We start from the raw sequence: 14992 nt of genomic DNA, 5'->3' as shown, positions 1-14992 counted from the left end.
TTGATATTAAACTTCCATTTTTTTTAGTTCGTTGTAATTACGGTTTAAACGTTTCATTAAAATACCATAAAGTAGTTTGTAAAACAACCATATAATGCCTACAAAAATAACCGTAAGAACAATAATTGCAACTGCAACTCCAATTTTACCACCTGTATCTAACTTGGTCATTAATTCACCAAATTTAGGGTCAGTTTGCGTAGCATAATAAGAGCCTAACATCATAGATAGAAACGCCATAATTAAATTAAACCCAACATAGTATTGTATTACTTTTCGAGTGCCAATAATACTTTCCATAAGTTTCTTTGCATTATCTGTAACCGAAATATTCTTGTAAGCCTTATACAACAGGTAGATAAATAATATAATTACGGCAAAACTTAAAACGGTTAAACCAGTTAACAGGGTTTCGTCTATTTGTGTATTTTCTACTTTAGCTCTATAGGAATCTGATAGTTTTGGTAGAAATGTTATAGCGATCCAAAATATTAATTCTGCAATACTAATATAAAATAGCGTCTTAACAATCGAAGACGATTTTTTCCAAAGCATAGGATATAAGTCTTGAGAGCTCAATTGCTTTTCCTCAACTGCATCACTTTGCCAATGTTTTTTTAATAATTCTAATTCATCCATAATTAAGGATTTAATATGGTTCTTAACTTGTTTTTCACTCTATTCATCTTCACTCTCGCATTTACTTCTGTAATACCCATTGTTTCACTAATCTCTTTATAGTTTTTGTCTTCTAAATACAAGAAAACAAGTGCTTTTTCAATATCATTTAATTGGTGTACAGCACTATATAATAGCTTTAATTGCTGTTCTTCGGTATCATCATAATCTACTGCACTAATTTTAAATTGTACAGCATCAAACTCGGTTGTTTTTATAGTACGTTTAGACTTTCGATACAGTGTAATAGCCGTATTTAACCCAACCCTATACATCCACGTGCTAAATTTCGCATCACCGCGAAATTTCGGGTACGCTCTCCATAACTGAATAGTGATTTCCTGGAACAAATCGTTATGAGCATCGTAGTTATTGGTATATAATCTACAGACTTTGTGCACGATGTTCTGGTGTTTTTCCAGTAATTCTAGAAAACTATGTTCGAGTTCTTTATTCAATGTTTTTGGTTAGGTTACTATATAAGTAGTGCAAAAATAAGATATGTTACAGTAATTGTAATATTAATTTTTTTGGCGTTCCTTTAAGGTCAGGTTTTATGCTGTGTTTTTTTATGCTGTACTTGTTTTAGCGTCTCATTAAAAGATGCTGAACTTAGTTCAGTACAAGAAGGATGCCGCTGCAATCCCTAACACAAATCATTCGTAATCTCGAGATTTTGTAGTTAAATTAAAGCTTTATTTAAACTATTTAAATAATTGATTTTTAGTGTTTTTAATGTTTGCTATAGGCAATCTCTATGGTGCTTTTTTAGTGCCTTTATTTATTAGTCCCGTTACAATTAATAGTTGCGCTAAAGCATAGGTAAACATAATACTGAAATCTGCAAAAGGCAATGGTGAATAAAATTTGTTAAGCGCCAAAAGACTGTCCGAAATCATAAAAAATAGTGCTCCCCAAAACACTAAATAATAGCTTTGAGTATTAACTTTTTGTTCTCGTAAAAATGCTGAAGTGGCCATTGCTAATATTACCAGCATATATAAAATTACAGGAATTAGTAAAGCATTCAATCCAGATTTTAACAACCAAAATAATCCTAGAGCATAAAGGACGAGTAAAGCAATAAAACCAAACGGTTTTTTGCTTTTATTCCTTTGTTTTAAAAAGGCAAAACTATACATAACATGTGCTACTAAAAAAGCCAAGAGTCCTAAAATAAAAAAATATTGTGATTGGTTTACAAAAAGTAATAGTACGTCGCCAAATAATGAAAACACTAAGGCTAAAACAGTAAGTGTTTTAATATTGGTTTTTAGGTGCTTGCTATGTGTCCAAAAATAGAGCGTAAGACTTATAACAATTAGTGGTTTAGAAATGTAATGGATCCAGTCTAAGTCTAACCAGCTGGCAAAGAGTGTTTCAAAACAAACTATAATAGCAAATGTTAAATAGAATGTGAAAGGTTTCGTTGGATTCATTATAGGTTTTTTGGTTCTGTAAAAGTAGTTGTTTTATGGCGTTTTGCGATTCCTGTTAAGACAGTAATCTGTTTTGTTACTAGAATGTTTGTGGATTTCTACTTTCGCAGGAATGATAAAAAGAGCAATCTTAGAACCCGAAAAATTAGTTAATTATCAAGAGATTAACACGTCATTCCTTCATCTCTCTTTGTTTTGGCAACTAATTGTTTGTTTTGTATTAATAACTAGCCAAAATGAGTCGTAAAGCTTATCTTTGAATAGTATATTTTAATGCTATTTTTTATGAATATTCCAGAATCTAATTTACCCAGAGTTGTCATTGTTGGTGGCGGTTTTGCAGGCGTAAGTATGGCTAAATTATTAGCGAACAAAAATGTTCAAGTTGTATTAATAGATAAACATAATTACCATACGTTTCAACCCTTATTATATCAAGTGTCTTCAGCAGGATTAGAACCAGATTCTATCGCTTATCCACTTAGAAAAATTATAAAAAATCATAAACATTCCTTTTTTCGTTTAGCAGAAGTAGAACAAATAGATGCCCACAAAAAGGAGATCCACACAAACATAGGTGTGCTTGCTTTCGATTATTTAATTCTTGCCACAGGAACAAAAACAAATTACTTTGGTAATAAAACTATTGAAGCCAATAGTATGCCCATGAAAAAAGTGCCACAAGCACTTAATATTAGGAGTTTAATTCTACAAAATTTTGAACAGGCAGCCGTTAGCAATAACAAAAATGAACGCGAAGCACTATTAAATTTTGTTATAGTTGGAGGAGGCCCAACAGGTGTTGAGTTAGCAGGAGCAATTGCAGAACTTAAAAACCATATTTTACCTAGAGATTATAAAGATTTAGATGCTAATACCATGCAAATACATTTACTTGAAGGTAATGCTAGAGTTTTACCTCCAATGAGTGAACATGCTTCAAAAAAAGCAGAACAGTTTCTACAAAAATTAGGCGTAAAAGTGCACTGTAAGACTTTTGTAAAAGACTATGATGGCAAAACGGTACTTACAAACTCAGATCTCACTTTGCAGTCCGAAACATTAATTTGGGCCGCTGGTGTTACAGGACGACCCGTAAAAGGTCTTGATGCTAAGGTTTTAATGGAACATTCTAATCGTTATAAGGTCAATAGTTATAACCAAATAGAAGGTTACGATTCTATTTTCGCTATTGGAGATATTGCATTAATGGAGACCGAAGCGTTCCCTAAAGGGCATCCGCAAGTGGCGCAACCAGCAATTCAACAAGGAAAATTATTAGGTAAAAATATACTAAGACTTATTAATAAAAAACCATTAAAACCCTTTACTTATAAAGATAAAGGGTCTATGGCTACCATTGGTAGAAACAAAGCAGTGGTCGATTTAAAACATTATAAATTCGCAGGCTTCTTTGCATGGTTTATATGGATGTTTGTGCATTTAATGTCTTTGGTAGGTTTTCGTAATCGTGTGATTGTATTTTTTAATTGGACCTACAATTATATTAATTTCGATAAAGCAGCAAGGCTTATTATTAGACCTTATAATAAATTAAAAAAGTAAATTACTATTGGCATTGCGTCCTTTTCATTAGAAAAAAGCGTCTTTATTATTCCTGCGAAGGCAGGAATCCACAAGTTCTCTTTAATTAGAATGGATACCTGCCTTCGCAGGAATGACAAAAAGAGCAACCTTATTATATAACCATCGAACTAATACATCAAGAGATTACCACGTCGTTCCTTCGTCTCTGCTCGTAATGACGAATGAATCGAGCTTATCCAACTATCCAGCAATCCAATAAATAATCCAACGATCCATTATGAGATTACCACGTCGTTCCTTCGTCTCTCCTCGTAATGACGAATAAATCGAGTTAAGCCAACAATCTAGCAATCCAGCAATCCAATAAATAATTCAACGATCCATTAAGAGATTACCACGTCGTTCCTTCGTCTCTCCTTGTAATGACGAATAAATCGAGTTAATCCAGCAATCCAGCAATCCAATAAATAATTCAACGATCCATTAAGATATTACCACGTCGTTCCTTCGTCTCTGCTCGTAATGACGAATGAATCGAGCTTATCCAACTATCCAGCAATCCAATAAATAATCCAACGATCCATTAAGAGATTACCACGTCGTTCCTTCGTCTCTGCTCGTAATGACGAATAAAACGAGTTAATCCAGCAATCCAGCAATCCAATAAATAATCCAACGATCCATTAAGAGATTACCACGTCGTTCCTTCGTCTCTCCTCGTAATGACGAATAAATTGAGTTAATCCAATAATCCAGCAATCCAGCAATCCAGCAATCCAATAAATAATCCAACGATCCATTATGAGATTACCACGTCGTTCCTTCGTCTCTTCTTGTAATGACGGATGAGTCGAGCTCATCCAGCCAATCCAAACAATCGAGCAATCCAACCGTCGAATCCTACAGTTCGGTAAGTATAAGTTTTAAAAACGATACTACAAACGCACCTTTGTGCCATCATTCATGCTGAATTTATTTCAGTAATCAAACAAACGAACCCTTATGAACTTTTCTTTTAAAAATCACGAACTCTTAATCAGTAAATATGGCGTGAGTAATTCTTTTATTGCAATCCTAATCACGTTAATAAGCTTTCAGCTTTCTGCGCAAACACTAACAATTAGCGGCACAGTTACTGATGCTAAAAACAATCCTGTAGAAGGCGCAAATGTCTATCTCGATGGAACTTATGATGGCGCAACATCTAATGTAACAGGTGTTTTTAGTTTTACAACCAAGGAAACTGGCACACAAACGCTAACGGTCTCTTATATTTCTTTCGAGACGTTTTACCTAACAAGTGATGTTTCGACTTTAAAAGGCTTAAAAATCACCTTACAAGAAGATGTAAACGCGTTGGATACGGTTGTGCTTTCTGCAGGAACCTTTTCTGCAGGCGATAATAGTAAAGTCTCTGCGTTAACGTCTATGGATGTGGTTACCACAGCAAGTGCATTGGGCGATTTTGTTGGTGCTTTGCAAACATTACCAGGAACAACAACGGTTGCCGAAGATGGTCGGCTTTTTGTACGTGGTGGTGAAGCCGAAGAAACCCAAATTTTTATCGATGGTATTCGCGTGTTTACACCGTATTCACCAACCACAAATAATACACCAACTCGTGGACGCTATTCGCCATTTTTATTTGACGGCATTACCTTTTCTACAGGTGGTTATAGCGCAGAATATGGACAAGCATTATCAAGCGTATTGCTATTAAGTACTATTGACGAGCCAGATCAAGAAAAAACCGATATTGGTATTATGACCCTTGGTGCAACACTTGGTAACACTCAAAAGTGGGAGCGAAGCTCATTGAGTGTAAATGCATCTTATATTAATTTAGCGCCATATTTAGCAGTTTTTGAAGATAGAAACGATTGGAAAAAACCATTTGAAACCCTTTCTGGAGAAGCTGTTTACAGATATAAAACCAACAACGGTATGCTGAAATTATATTCAGCTTTCGATAAAAGTAATTTCGAATTAACTCAAGAAGACATCAACAGTCCAGAAGGTTTATATTTTAAATTAAACAATTCTAACCTATATGTAAACGGTTCTTACGCTGCGAAATTAGAGAACAAATGGAGGTTACAAACAGGTTTTAGTTACACTTACGCTAAAAACAAAATAAATATTGATACTAATACTATCGATGATACCGAAAACTCAATCCACGCAAAACTGAAACTTCGTAAAAGTTTTAGCAACCGTTTTAAATTAAACTTTGGTGCAGAATATTTTACAACCGATTTTAATGAGAATGTCCAAAACGACGCTATACAAGCTATAGATTACGGATTTAAAAATAACATCTCAGCCGCTTTTACTGAAGCCGATATTATTTTCTCTAAAAAATTAGCCTTAAAAGCAGGTTTACGTGCAGAATATAGCGAACTCTTTAAAGAAGCTACTGTATCTCCAAGATTGTCTTTGGCATATAAAACAGGAAGAAGAAGTCAAGTGTCTCTTGCTTATGGCGATTTTTACCAAAATCCAAACAGTAGTATTTTAAAGTTCGAGCAGGACTTAAAAGCACAACAAACGCAACATTACATTTTAAACTATCAATACAATAATGATGGTAGAATTTTTAGAGCAGAAACCTACTTTAAAAACTATAATAATCTAGTGAAGTTTGACTCTGAGTTTGTAGGTTTCGATACCAATTATAACAACTCTGGAGATGGTTTTGCTAAAGGATTAGATCTCTTTTATCGTGATAATAAAAGTTTAAAGAATATAGACTATTGGGTGAGTTACTCTTTTTTAGATACAGAACGCGATTATAGAAACTACAATAAAGCAGCACAGCCAAACTTTGCAAATAAACATAATCTGTCTGTAGTTGGAAAATATTGGATTCAAAACTGGAAAAGTCAAGTTGGTTTAAGCTACGCTTTTGCTTCTGGTAGAACATACACCAATCCAAACGCAGGCGGTTTTTTAAATTCTAAAACCAAAAATTTTAATAATTTAAGTTTGAATTGGGCGTATTTACTAAGCCCACAGAAAATTCTATACTTGTCTGTAAATAATGTGTTAGGCTTTAAAAACGTAAATGGTTACCAATATGCAAACACGCCAGATATCAATAATAATTTTGCCAGGCGTGCTTTAAAACCAGCTGCAGATCAATTCTTTTTTGTAGGTTTCTTTTGGACTATAAGTGAGAATGGTACAGATAACCAATTGGATAATTTATAATGCGATGAGCGTTGTGCAAAATTTATTACCAAAAAGTAGGAACCTCTTAAAGTGTTTACCTCATTATAAACTTAGGCGTATAGTATTTTATTTATTATAAGGCCGTTCGTTAATCCAATGAAAACCACGCGCATTTAAATTAAATTTTTCATGGTCTTTTCTCGAGAATATAATCTGTAAGGTATCTAAGGCTAAAATACCTTCGAGTTCAAGAACTTCTGAATTTGGATTTTTATAGTTAAAATTATAAACTTCAGATTCAGAATTTTTTTGATGGAGCCTTATTTTTTGCGACGAAGAATCTGGAATAAATGTATAACGCTGTTTTTTATCGTTCATTGTTTTTATAGTCGCGACCTCTTTAAAGTCCACAATAAGATAACGCCATCTATAATCGTCTGTAACTAAAGGTTGGAGTGTGTCTCCATTTTTAATAAAAGTTGAAGCTTCCCAAATACCATAGAGCAATGGCTTTTTTTTATTTTCTCCGCGATGACTAGCTGTTGTGTAAAAATTAAAAGAGATAAAACTAATCAAAAGAAATAATACGATAGATTTAATCCAAAGAATGATTTTATGATACTGAGGATCTTTAATAGGATGATAATAATGATAACTTTCGACAGCCTTATTTTTAACAAAAACATTTAGGAACCTGTGGTCTGTAATAAATATAGCTAATGCCATTAACACTAAATGCATCGAAAATAATTTAACAGGAATATCAAAACAGAAATTCATTACAGCCACTTGCGTCATGACGCCAATAATGATAAACGAACCCAATGTTTGAGTACGTCTAGGAATTAAAAGTAAGCCACCTAAAACTTCCAAAGCACCAACAAATACATTAAAACCTTTCGAATAGCCCATGTAAGTCCAGGCTAATCCCATTGGAGAAAAATCGCCTAAAGGATCGAGTAAATGTGTTAATGAGGCAGATGGAAATTGAAGTTTAAACACTTTTACAAAGCCATAAAGTAACATGGCGGCAATTAATACCACACGAAGAAATACTAAAAACCAATACTGGAGTTTATTATAGCTTTTACGTTTAGAGTCTAAAAGACTCCAAATACTAACGACTGCAACAGTCGATAGAGCAGAAACAAATAAAGAAAGGTAAGCAAATGTATGATCTCCGCTACCATTTCCACTGACTTCGTAATCGTAGTCTATACCAAAAACAACGTTACCAATCCATCGAAAAGGTGTTTCTAAAACACCACCTAAAAAGGTAAAAAGTATATACAGTACAAAGTATGTAAACACGAGTCTAAATAGTACTTTACTTAACGTATGCCAATCTGCTCTATAGTCTTGTGTTAATAGTCTCATATTGCATTAGTATCTAAATACGCTGGTTTGTTACGTCATGTGTTCTGTTTTGTTTAAGTCCATTGGGTTAAATACTGTTTACATTAACCTCCAATCTGTACTGAGAAATCTCCCAATATAATTTGTCCACCATGTGCAGTTTCGTCTCCCATACGTGCAGCAGGCATGCCACCAATCATTACAGTTGCCGATCCTTTTACAATAGAATCTGGTGGTCCTACGCATACCAACATATCACCAACACGAGCCGCTGGTAATTTACCAATTAAAACCGTGGGTTCTCCTGGACCAATAATAGGTCCTCCAACATGTGGAATTGGAGGTAAAGCTGGTGTTACCATTGGACATTCATGAAAATCTGTTAATCGTGCTGCTGCTGGCATATTTTATTTTTTTTAGTGAAACTCAATTTTGAAAAACCCGTTTGGGTGCATTCAAAATTATTAGTTGAACGAACTCTGCTAAAGCGCGGAGTCTTTTTGTTTCGTTTCGTGTTTAATTTAATTAATCATAACCATGGCGCCTTTAATAGTGGTTTCTGCTCCACTTTTTAAAGACGCTGTCGCTCCTGCTTCTGCTGAATATTGCATATCGGCAGTATTTTTAATATTCATGCCACTAATTTCAACATCACCACCCGAAGATTCTATAGAAACACCTTGAGTGCCTTTTAGTGTTAAGTTCTGCGTTGCTTCAATCGTAATATTTTTAGCACTTTTAATGGTGATACCACTTTCCGATAATACTATTGCATTACTATTTTGATCCTTAATAGTAATGTCTTTGTTATCATCACTTAATATAACTGTATTTTTTCCTGGTGTTTCTAGTGTTAATATTTTCTTTTCATCATCGAATGCGATGTTTATTCCCGATTTAGATACAAAGGCTTTCACGCTATTTTTTTCGTTGGGTTCTAAATCTTCAGCAGGTTTGTTTTTTGACGCACTGTACATACTGCCTAGAATAATGGGATAACGCGGATCTTCGTTTAAAAATCCTACCACAACTTCATCACCAACTTCGGGCATAAAAAAGGCGCCAGCGCCAGCAGTAGAGTAGAAGTTGGTTAAACGTGCCCAAAGGCCTTCACCATTTGCATCGAATAATGGAATGTCTACCAAAACACGGAATTGATTGTCTGGATCTTCATACATTTTTTTTACAGTGGCATTAAACAAGCCTTGTGCTCCTGGCAATAATCCTGAAGCTGGTGGTGCCATAACATCTGGTTCTTGCGTAAACCAAATTGGCGATAAGCCAACGGATGCTTCTGTTGTCCAGTTTCCATGTGCGATAGTATGATGTACAGAAGACATAATATGGTCGCCATTAAAACGAGTACCAAGTCCAGCCAATGTGATGTATTTACCTGGTTCTACGAGTGCGCTTCCTTGAAACGATACATCGCCTTGGATTTTAGAATAGGCGCTTTTTACCAAAGCTGCTTCAGACCAAGTTGTTAAGTCTGCCGCTTCAAGTGGTGCTGTGCTTTGCAATTGGTAATCTGAAAGTCCAACAACTTCCGAAAGTGTATTGGAAGATAAATTTCCTGGACCAGCATAACTATTTGTCGCTTGTCCTGTTGTTATTTTTTGTGTTTTATAATCCCAAGCAGTTGCTTCTGAAGTACCTAATTGTGTTATCGCATTTAACTCTGCATTAAAAGCTAATAAATTGTCGCCGTAAGAAATTTTCAATACAGGAGTAGTGTCTGCGTCTGGTTTAAATACTGAAACTTTATTATTAAGCGCAGTTACAATCATGCCATTTGTTTCGGCTCGGGACAATAAAAAATCCCAATCTGTAGCATAATATTGTACTTGTTCTTGCCATAGCCTTGTGGTTGAGGTAATCTCTGCGCTTAACCCAGAATAAGTACCAATAATGCTACTCATGATGTCGCTGTCTTTTTGTTTTGAAAAGGTCATGCTTTTACGTCCTACACTCATTTTTATAGCTTCATCATGACATTCTACAGTTAAAAAGGAACCTTGAGCACCTTCAACACGAAGGCTTTGTTTGGTTATAATGCCTTTAAATATGACTTCGTTTTTAGTATCGTAACCCGCTTCAATGGTTACTGTGTTGCCAGGTACAAAAGTACTAGACGAACTGGCTTCAAAGGTTCCCGTTGCAGGTGTGCCGTCTATAATGACAATTTTTGCTGTAGGAATGTTGTTAACGCCTTTTTTAACTCCAATAGAGAATACTTCCATAGTATCTGGAATAGTAGATCCATCGGTTTTAACGGAGAAAGTGGCTAAACCGCCACTAGTGATGATTGTTGTGCTACTCATTTTGGTTGGTTTTTAGGGTTGAGATTAATAGGTTTTGTTTTACTTAATTTTTGTTATTTTCCATAGCTGTCCGGAGACATTTGCTGTTTCTGCTAATTGAAGTTTATTGTTTTCACCATCATTAATAATATCTAGCGAGCATTCATTTAATCGCCTATTAGTAATCCTGTAAAAACCATTTCCAGCAGGAGTAATGTGCCATGAACTACCTAAATCTGCAGTTTCTTGATTAAGCATTGGCAGGTTTTCATTGGTTCCAGGAATACAATCTAGCAGTTTCTTTGGCCCTTGCCAGTTTGTGCTTAGCGTATAACTATTTTCTTCAGTCTTTTCTATTCTCCACATCTGACCAGTAACATTTGCTGTTTTGGCAAGTTGAGGTTGGTTGTTTTTACCATCGTTAACAATATCCAGTGCTTTGTCGTCGCCTTGCCATTGGCAGGTTAATTTATAATAAGCATTGCTATCGAAAAGATCAAGACTCTCAATATTCTTATTATTAGTAGTAAACGGAAACATATCAAGCTCTAAATTTTTATAATATTCTATTCTATTAGAGATATTGGATTCAATTTTTTTGGTTTCCGAAGCTATGCGATCTGGTCTATAGTTTAATGCAGCATACAATATAAAACTCTCAGATATGTCTTCTCTATTAGGATTCTCTGCAGCATATTTTGAAATGAATGTAGCATCTTTATCTCTATTAGCTTTCCAATCTGTTTGGTATAAATTATCTAAAGCGGCATGAGTAGATTCGTGAAACAAGGTTTCTTCCATATTGCCGGTTTTTTCGTATAACTTAGAAGTCTCACCAATAGTAATATCTATAGAATGGTTGTAATTATTGCCACCAAATAAGGCATCACTTTTCATAATATTAATTAAAGACACACCTTTTCTAAGGCAAGCAGGTAATTGTCCCATTTTATTGCCATATTTATTAGCCAATACACCAGCTTCATTTTTTGTAAAATCGCTTTGTCTTACTCTTATTTTCGAAGTTATACCATCGTTATAAGTTAATGTGTATACCCATGACATTGGAGTACTCCAAGCGCCTTGGTTATTATTGGCATCTCTATCCCACATTTTAGCAGTTTTTTCAGTTTCGAAAGTAACCGTTTTAAAGGTTGAAGCGTCTGTAGCGTTAATAATGCTATAAAATGAATCTTGCCAATTGGTTCCGCCATTATAAACGAATGTGTTTTGTGCAAAAGATAGATTGCTAATAAAACAGAGTATTAAAATAATAGGACTTATTTTTATTACTGAATGGCACATAGGTTTTGTGATGTGTTAGATTAAATAGCTATGTAATTTAGTGAATAAAAATGGAATAGTAAATCTGTGAAAATAATTGCAAGCAAACTAGAACTTGCCAAGCATGATATTTAGTTTTTTACTAATAAGACCAATTCACATGTAATGGTTTTTCTATCCATGGTAATTTTAGTATTGAAAATGAAAACGGTGAGTGTTGCAATAAAATATCATACGCTCTTTTTTCTACGGTTAATTCCCAATGGGCTTCGGTTTCTCTCAAAATCCCGTCTCTTACCAACCAATTTCCTCGGAATCCTTCAATAGAAGTATCTCCTATAACAGTCCAATAGCTTATAACAGATTGAATTAAGCCTTCCATTAATTCTTTTTGATCCTTAGTAACTTCAATACCAGGATTAATTGTTGCGTTTGGCGGAAGTCCACAAAGCACCTTGTTTAGGACTAATTGTGAGGCTTCTGTTTGTGATAATCCAGTAACAACATATTGTAAATAGTGAACCGCTTCTAACTGTGCTTCTTTTGATTTAAAAGCATTTGCTTTTATCAAACCCAAACGCTCCAGAAGCATAACGATATAACTGTTTAATATTACAATTCCAGCATTTGGAACCCGAACACCTGCTCCTGGTAAAGCTGATAAATTTGTAACCATAACCTGTTTATTATTTTTTGAGTTGCATTTTTTGCCATTTGTTTTAATACCACTTATAACGTATTGTCGGTTATTATAAAATAGAATGTATTAAGAAGAAGGCTGAAGACGATGCAATTCATACACCGCAATACTTTTATCCTCTTTACTAGAATAAGCAGCGCCAACAGATAACTCTGCCCAACGTTCGGCCATATAATAGAAATAGGCGAACGTGGTATTGTATGGATTACCAGAAATGAGTTCATTCATAATAGTCGAAATGTCTTGAAAACGAATGCCTTCTACCAAACACCAAAATACACGTAGTAAATCTTCATTTTTATCGGTCCATTTAATAGTTAAATCTACAATTCTAGAAATGGAATTTTGTAGGGCTTCCAAACTAACTGATTCTTGACAAACCGCATCAATTTGGGCATAAGACCCAATTTGATAATAGGCATCTCCATAAGGAATTGTATTTGCTTCTGGAATAGTAAAACCAGCTTGTGTTAAGGCTTTAATAGCTTCGCCTTCATAGGCGAAATATTGATTGTTAATCTTAAAGCCATACACATAATAAAATTCTAGATTTATAATCAAGGTTAGTGTATTGCTCTTGGATTCGATGTTTAAATACGCATACTGGTTGCTATCCATAAATACCGCAGGATAGTTGTTGTCTTTGTAAGTGAAATTTTGAGAAGTAGCCGCTCTAAACGTGCTATAATCTGTTAAGAATTGGTCTTTTTCTAAATGTAAGGTGTATGATTTGATTGTGTTCATAATTGCGATTTGTGTTTGTTGGTTGGGTGTTGGTTTAATTTTTTTTTTACGAGGTGAATGTAGTTTGGGTTGGTAAATGAATTGCATAAAGAAAATCCGCGAGGATTTTCGTAAGCAAGTTAAAACTAGCCATTAATTATAAACAGTGTTTGCCAAAGTTTTTTTCATTTCGTGATATAATTCATTCGAAGCTTTAAAACCTGAAGCGCCATAATTTTCACTTGTTACAGTTCCATTCATTTCCGATAAAGGTGATAGTGTTCGGAAAAAGAACTGATATGATAAATCTCCGTTTTCAAATCCGTATTTTGAAACATCTTTGAAAAGTTTAATAATTGCATTATAACCTGTTGTTTTGTTTAATAATGATTTTTTATTCAACCAATCTTTGTCTAAAATAATCTTAAGAGCTTTAAAATAATTAAATAGAATTTTGTACGTAGAATTTACATCTTTTCTTTTGTAAAATTCCCAAAATAAATATCTTTCAGCCTTGTAATTCTAGTCAGAAAATGTTGGGAATTCTTTTTCGTTTTGCATCAATTCATTACGAATTAAATAATAATCTTTTTCTGGATAAGTGATTTCTAATAAAGGCTTTACAAATGCTGACAATGAAATAATTCCATTTGTATTTGCACCTAACATTTTAATACTTTTATACCAAGGTGATTCTTTATCATAATTTAATGACTGCGCTATTTCAATCATCATTTTCTTGGGTGTATAAGCTTTACTGTTTAATTCTAAATTAAGGTTTAAAGAAGGATCTACTTTAGTTTGTTCGGAATTAATCGTTGAAAAAATATTTGCTTGTTGGTCATTTTTTAAATCTTTGAATATTGCAATTAAAAGTTCGAAATTATCTAAATTACTTTCTCTAAACCCTTCAACTCTATGTTGTCCGTCAATTATAGTGAATGTATTATCATCTATTGTTAATTCTAATTCTGTTTCATTTTCGTTTACTACAAAATTTTGTGTAGTATTAACAATAATTGAATTTGGGAAAGTTGCATCTATTGAAGTTAAATAATTTTGAATTTGAATTACTTTGTCTTTTTTTAGTTCACGTTGAATTCCTAAAACTTCTTCATCTTCTTCAATTCTTCTTCTATCAACAATTGACATTGCAAGTAAGTCACTTGGTTTTATTTTTGAAACATAAATCGTACCTATCGATTGATGCAACTTTAATATGTTTAGTTTTAATGTGCTCATAATTTGATAGGTTTTCCTTCTATTGTTGTTCCAGTTGTTCCTCTTCCTTTATCTGCTCTGTCTTTACTTTCGGCTTCAACTTCATCATATTTACTAATTAACCCAAATAAAATTGAAAGAGCAAGTGTTACAAAAGCTCCAGTTTTGTAGATACTTAATGGGAAAATTTGTTTTTGTTGTTCTATTTCAACAATTGACAAAGCAAATAATACAACTGTAATTACAAGAGTTGCAATATTTAAAATTTTCGAAATCTCCCTCTTTTTGTCACTTAAATAGACTAAAGAGGTAACGAAGCAAGCGTTTGTGACAATAATTATACTGATTATATTTAAATCAAGTTTGAATTTTTCTCCTTTCATACCCCAAATTATTGCAACATTTATTATCGGTATTAAATATGAAATTAATATCCAAATAGATGTTTTCTTTAATGTGTTAGGAATGTTCTTAATAAAAATTAGTATAGAATTTCCAATTTTATTCCAATCCATATTTTTTTTTGATTTTTCTCATTTTTATTCAATTTTGGCTAACGTTTATGTCTAAGA

General features: G+C 33.7%; 14 protein-coding genes. 2 read left to right on the top strand and 12 right to left on the bottom strand.

Annotated elements, in window-relative coordinates:
• Positions 1 to 6: 6 nt before the first annotated feature.
• From RH82_RS07830 to RH82_RS07820, 3 genes are all read right to left on the bottom strand, one after another.
• Positions 7 to 639, bottom strand: coding sequence for a hypothetical protein (locus tag RH82_RS07830; RefSeq protein ID WP_034059564.1), 633 nt, complete (start codon positions 637 to 639; stop codon positions 7 to 9).
• Between the two features lie 2 nt (positions 640 to 641).
• Positions 642 to 1136 carry an RNA polymerase sigma factor gene (locus RH82_RS07825; RefSeq protein ID WP_034059563.1) on the bottom strand — a complete coding sequence of 165 codons (495 nt, stop codon included), beginning with the start codon at positions 1134 to 1136 and terminating at the stop codon, positions 642 to 644.
• A gap of 297 nt (positions 1137 to 1433) precedes the next feature.
• Positions 1434 to 2117, bottom strand: a complete 684-nt coding sequence (locus RH82_RS07820; protein ID WP_034059562.1) for a lysoplasmalogenase — start codon at positions 2115 to 2117, stop codon at positions 1434 to 1436.
• A 285-nt stretch (positions 2118 to 2402) separates the two neighbouring features.
• On the opposite strand from RH82_RS07820, the gene RH82_RS07815 reads away from it, so the two are divergent.
• Both RH82_RS07815 and RH82_RS07810 read left to right on the top strand, forming a co-directional pair.
• Positions 2403 to 3683: an NAD(P)/FAD-dependent oxidoreductase gene (locus RH82_RS07815; protein ID WP_034059560.1), complete on the top strand. Its 1281-nt coding sequence runs from the start codon at positions 2403 to 2405 to the stop codon at positions 3681 to 3683.
• Between the two features lie 984 nt (positions 3684 to 4667).
• On the top strand, positions 4668 to 6875 hold the full coding sequence (locus RH82_RS07810) for a TonB-dependent receptor (protein ID WP_081979218.1): 2208 nt from the start codon (positions 4668 to 4670) through the stop codon (positions 6873 to 6875).
• A gap of 87 nt (positions 6876 to 6962) precedes the next feature.
• On the opposite strand, the gene RH82_RS07805 is transcribed toward RH82_RS07810, so the two are convergent.
• From RH82_RS07805 to RH82_RS07765, 9 genes are all read right to left on the bottom strand, one after another.
• Entirely contained in the window at positions 6963 to 8213 is a 1251-nt protein-coding gene (locus tag RH82_RS07805) for a DoxX family protein (protein ID WP_034059558.1), read from the bottom strand.
• Positions 8214 to 8296: 83 nt separating this feature from the next.
• The gene (locus RH82_RS07800; protein WP_034059556.1) at positions 8297 to 8596 is read right to left on the bottom strand and encodes a PAAR domain-containing protein; all 300 of its coding nucleotides are present in this window, start codon (positions 8594 to 8596) and stop codon (positions 8297 to 8299) included.
• 117 nt (positions 8597 to 8713) lie between these two features.
• Complete coding sequence (gene vgrG / locus RH82_RS07795; RefSeq protein WP_034059554.1) at positions 8714 to 10513, bottom strand: type VI secretion system tip protein VgrG; 1800 nt, start codon at positions 10511 to 10513, stop codon at positions 8714 to 8716.
• Between the two features lie 39 nt (positions 10514 to 10552).
• Positions 10553 to 11797, bottom strand: a complete 1245-nt coding sequence (locus RH82_RS17765) for an RICIN domain-containing protein (RefSeq protein WP_052158258.1) — start codon at positions 11795 to 11797, stop codon at positions 10553 to 10555.
• Positions 11798 to 11918: 121 nt separating this feature from the next.
• Positions 11919 to 12500 (bottom strand): contractile injection system tape measure protein, encoded by a 582-nt coding sequence (locus tag RH82_RS07785; protein WP_316930914.1) that lies wholly within the window; start codon positions 12498 to 12500, stop codon positions 11919 to 11921.
• Positions 12501 to 12542: 42 nt separating this feature from the next.
• On the bottom strand, positions 12543 to 13220 hold the full coding sequence (locus RH82_RS07780) for a ribosome-inactivating family protein (RefSeq protein ID WP_162182451.1): 678 nt from the start codon (positions 13218 to 13220) through the stop codon (positions 12543 to 12545).
• A 132-nt stretch (positions 13221 to 13352) separates the two neighbouring features.
• Positions 13353 to 13601, bottom strand: coding sequence for a hypothetical protein (locus tag RH82_RS07775; RefSeq protein WP_034059548.1), 249 nt, complete (start codon positions 13599 to 13601; stop codon positions 13353 to 13355).
• Positions 13602 to 13721: 120 nt separating this feature from the next.
• The gene (locus RH82_RS07770; RefSeq protein ID WP_034059545.1) at positions 13722 to 14441 is read right to left on the bottom strand and encodes a DGQHR domain-containing protein; all 720 of its coding nucleotides are present in this window, start codon (positions 14439 to 14441) and stop codon (positions 13722 to 13724) included.
• The gene (locus tag RH82_RS07765) at positions 14438 to 14935 is read right to left on the bottom strand and encodes a hypothetical protein (protein WP_034059543.1); all 498 of its coding nucleotides are present in this window, start codon (positions 14933 to 14935) and stop codon (positions 14438 to 14440) included. Before RH82_RS07765 ends, RH82_RS07770 begins: the two co-directional genes overlap by 4 nt.
• Positions 14936 to 14992: the final 57 nt, after the last annotated feature.

The sequence above is a fragment of the Lacinutrix jangbogonensis genome (genome assembly GCF_000797445.1).
GTDB lineage: Bacteria > Bacteroidota > Bacteroidia > Flavobacteriales > Flavobacteriaceae > Lacinutrix > Lacinutrix jangbogonensis.
The sequence above is the reverse complement of the archived record's forward strand: the minus strand, read 5'-3'. Positions and strand labels throughout refer to the sequence as shown.

What these genes read in the sequence shown, in the direction of transcription:
- RH82_RS07830 (WP_034059564.1), bottom strand. Translation starts at nt 639, where the DNA reads ATGGATGAATTAGAATTATTAAAAAAACATTGGCAAAGTGATGCAGTT.
- RH82_RS07820 (WP_034059562.1), bottom strand. Translation starts at nt 2,117, where the DNA reads ATGAATCCAACGAAACCTTTCACATTCTATTTAACATTTGCTATTATA.
- RH82_RS07815 (WP_034059560.1), top strand. Translation starts at nt 2,403, where the DNA reads ATGAATATTCCAGAATCTAATTTACCCAGAGTTGTCATTGTTGGTGGC.
- RH82_RS07810 (WP_081979218.1), top strand. Translation starts at nt 4,668, where the DNA reads ATGAACTTTTCTTTTAAAAATCACGAACTCTTAATCAGTAAATATGGC.
- RH82_RS07805 (WP_034059558.1), bottom strand. Translation starts at nt 8,213, where the DNA reads ATGAGACTATTAACACAAGACTATAGAGCAGATTGGCATACGTTAAGT.
- RH82_RS07800 (WP_034059556.1), bottom strand. Translation starts at nt 8,596, where the DNA reads ATGCCAGCAGCAGCACGATTAACAGATTTTCATGAATGTCCAATGGTA.
- vgrG (WP_034059554.1), bottom strand. Translation starts at nt 10,513, where the DNA reads ATGAGTAGCACAACAATCATCACTAGTGGCGGTTTAGCCACTTTCTCC.
- RH82_RS17765 (WP_052158258.1), bottom strand. Translation starts at nt 11,797, where the DNA reads ATGTGCCATTCAGTAATAAAAATAAGTCCTATTATTTTAATACTCTGT.
- RH82_RS07780 (WP_162182451.1), bottom strand. Translation starts at nt 13,220, where the DNA reads ATGAACACAATCAAATCATACACCTTACATTTAGAAAAAGACCAATTC.
- RH82_RS07770 (WP_034059545.1), bottom strand. Translation starts at nt 14,441, where the DNA reads ATGAGCACATTAAAACTAAACATATTAAAGTTGCATCAATCGATAGGT.
- RH82_RS07765 (WP_034059543.1), bottom strand. Translation starts at nt 14,935, where the DNA reads ATGGATTGGAATAAAATTGGAAATTCTATACTAATTTTTATTAAGAAC.